This is a genomic window from Parafannyhessea sp. (assembly GCF_051876455.1).
GTDB lineage: Bacteria > Actinomycetota > Coriobacteriia > Coriobacteriales > Atopobiaceae > Parafannyhessea.
Genome location: NZ_JBJEHW010000211.1, coordinates 5145 through 7728 on the forward strand (window position 1 = coordinate 5145; position 2584 = coordinate 7728).

Below are 2584 nucleotides of genomic sequence, written 5' to 3' on the forward strand. Positions count from 1 at the left end.
GGCTGCTGTGGGGGAGCCTCATGCGGCTCCTGCGGCACCGGTCGCGGGGCCTGCGCTCCGTAGCCGCTGCCCAGGGGCATGGGCTGCGTCAGGTTGGGGTCGTACGAGCCACCGCCGAGGCCGTCATTATTATCCAGGCCGTCGTCGCCACGGCCGTCATCGGCGTCGGCCGCGCCGTCCGCGTCGGGGGTGTCCGCGTCCGCGCCGACCGCTACGCCGCAGTAGGGGCAGAAGCGCGTTCCCGGCTTGAGTTCGGCACCACAGTTTTTGCAGAACATCGTGTGCTCCCTCGCGTGGGTTCATGTTCGTCTAAATGTAGCGCAAGAGAGCCTAAAGGTTGGGCGGGAGCGCGGCATTAGCCGGCGCCCCCGCCCGTGTCGTGCGTTCGTGTATTGCGCCAGCCCCTACATGGTGTGGGTGGCAAAGACCGGGTCGTCCTCCCAGAGGACCACGTCGTTTGGCCCGTCCAGCCTGCCGGCCTCGCGCGCCTCGAGCGTCTTTGGCACGTCGATCAGGCGCTGGTTGGAGGATCCCCTAAAGCGCAGGCTGATGTCGTAGTTGGCCTGCTGCCACGGGCCGTCCACCAGCACGTCGATGCAGCGCAGGATGCGGTCGGTCTCCGGCAGGTGCCACTTGCCCGCCGTGAGCTCCTCCCAGGTGTGGCCGGAGTACATCCAGATGTCCTTCTCGGGCAGCTCGAGCCTCACGCGCTCGATGAAGTCCACGAGCCCGGCCTGGTTCTCGGGCTCGAAGGGCTCGCCGCCCAGGACGGAGAGGCCGTTCATGTAGCCCGGACGCAGGCTGTCGATGATCTTCTCCTCCACGGCCTCGTCAAAGGGCTTGCCGGACGAGAAGGACCACGCCTCCGCGTTGAAGCAGCCCTTGCAGTGCAGGCGGCAGCCGGACACGAAGAGGGTGGTGCGCACTCCGATGCCGTTGGCGATGTCGCAGTACTTGATGTTGGCGTAGTTCATGTGGGCCTCTGTCCTCGTTCGTGTTCGCGTTAGTTGTTCCGTCTGGCATGCCGCACGTGCCGCGGCGGGCCAAACCCGTCCATGGTAGACCAGGCGTCGCCTGGCTGCCACCGCCGTGGCGCAAAAAGGAGGCGGGCCTCCGTGTGGGGGCCCGCCGCGTGGTTGGTTCTTCTCGCCCCGTGCGTGGTGCTAGAGGTGCAGCACGCGGTCGCGAATCTCCTGCGTGCGACCCTGGTTCCAGAACTGGGTGCCAATGTAGCCGCAGGTGCGACGTGCCACGTTCATCTTGGACTGGTCGCGGTTGCCGCAGTTGGGGCACTCCCAGACGAGCTTGCCGTCGTCCTCCACGATGCGGATCTCGCCGTCGTAGCCGCAGACCTGGCAGTAGTCGCTCTTGGTGTTGAGCTCGGCGTACATGATGTTGTCGTAGATGAACTGCATGACCTTGACCACGGCCTCGAGGTTGTCCTGCATGTTGGGCACCTCGACGTAGCTGATGGCGCCGCCGGGGGAGAGGCGCTGGAACTTGGACTCGAAGGCGAGCTTGCTGAAGGCGTCGATCTTCTCGCGCACGTTCACGTGGTACGAGTTGGTGATGTAGCCGTGGTCCGTGATGCCGGGGATGACGCCGAAGCGCTTCTGCAGGCACTTGGCGAACTTGTAGGTGGTGGACTCGAGCGGCGTGCCATAGAGGGAGTAGTCGATGTTCTCGGCCGCCTTCCACTCGGCGCACTTGTCGTTCATGTGCTGCATGATCTGCAGGCCGATGGTCTCGCCCTCGGGGTCGGTGTGGCTGTGGCCCGTGAGCGCCTTCACGCACTCGTACAGGCCGGCGTAGCCGAGGCTGATGGTGGAGTAGCCGCCGTACAGGAGCTTGTCGATCTTCTCGCCCTTGTCCAGGCGCGCGAGGGCGCCGTACTGCCACAGGATCGGTGCGGCGTCGGACAGCGTGCCGCAAAGACGGTCGTGGCGGCAGCGCAGTGCCTTGTGGCAAAGCTCCAGGCGCTCGTCGAAGAGCTTCCAGAACTTGTCGACGTCACGGTCGGCGGACAGCGCCACGTCGGGCAGGTTGATGGTGACGACGCCCTGGTTGAAGCGGCCGTAGTACTTCGGCTTGTTGGGCTCCCAGTTCTTTGCGTTGGCGATGTTGTTCCAGCCGTTGCCCGAGCGGTCGGGGGTCAGGAAGGAGCGGCAGCCCATGCAGGTGAACACGTCGCCGTTGCCCTCGGTCTCGCCCTTGGAGAGCTTGTACTCCTTCATCTTCTTCTCGGAGATGTAGTCGGGCACCATGCGCTTGGCCGTGCACTTTGCGGCGAGCTTCGTGAGGTAGAAGTACTCGTCGTCCTCGTGGATGTTGTCGTCCTCCAGCACGTAGATGAGCTTGGGGAAGGCGGGGGTGATCCAGACGCCGGCCTCGTTCTTGACGCCCTGGTAGCGCTGCTTGAGCATCTCCTCGATGCAGAGGGCGAGGTCGTGCTTCTCCTGCGCGTTCTGGGCCTCGTTGAGGTACATGAACACGGTGATGAACGGCGCCTGGCCGTTGGTGGTCATGAGCGTGACGACCTGGTACTGGATGGTCTGGACGCCGCGGGCGATCTCGTCGTGCAGGC

At 64.9% G+C, this 2584-nt stretch carries 3 protein-coding genes; all 3 read right to left on the reverse strand.

The features are described 5' to 3' along the window. On the reverse strand, positions 1–278 hold a 278-nt coding region (locus ACI38Z_RS08975; protein WP_439789858.1), incomplete at its 3' end, for a zinc ribbon domain-containing protein. Between the two features lie 126 nt (positions 279–404). Further along, a complete protein-coding gene (gene nrdG, locus ACI38Z_RS08980) occupies positions 405–974 on the reverse strand; it encodes an anaerobic ribonucleoside-triphosphate reductase activating protein (RefSeq protein WP_439789859.1) in 570 nt (189 codons plus the stop codon). A gap of 189 nt (positions 975–1163) precedes the next feature. After that, a partial coding sequence (gene nrdD / locus ACI38Z_RS08985) for an anaerobic ribonucleoside-triphosphate reductase (protein WP_439789860.1) occupies positions 1164–2584 on the reverse strand: 1421 nt, incomplete at its 5' end.

What these genes read in the sequence shown, in the direction of transcription:
- nrdG (WP_439789859.1), bottom strand. Translation starts at nt 974, where the DNA reads ATGAACTACGCCAACATCAAGTACTGCGACATCGCCAACGGCATCGGA.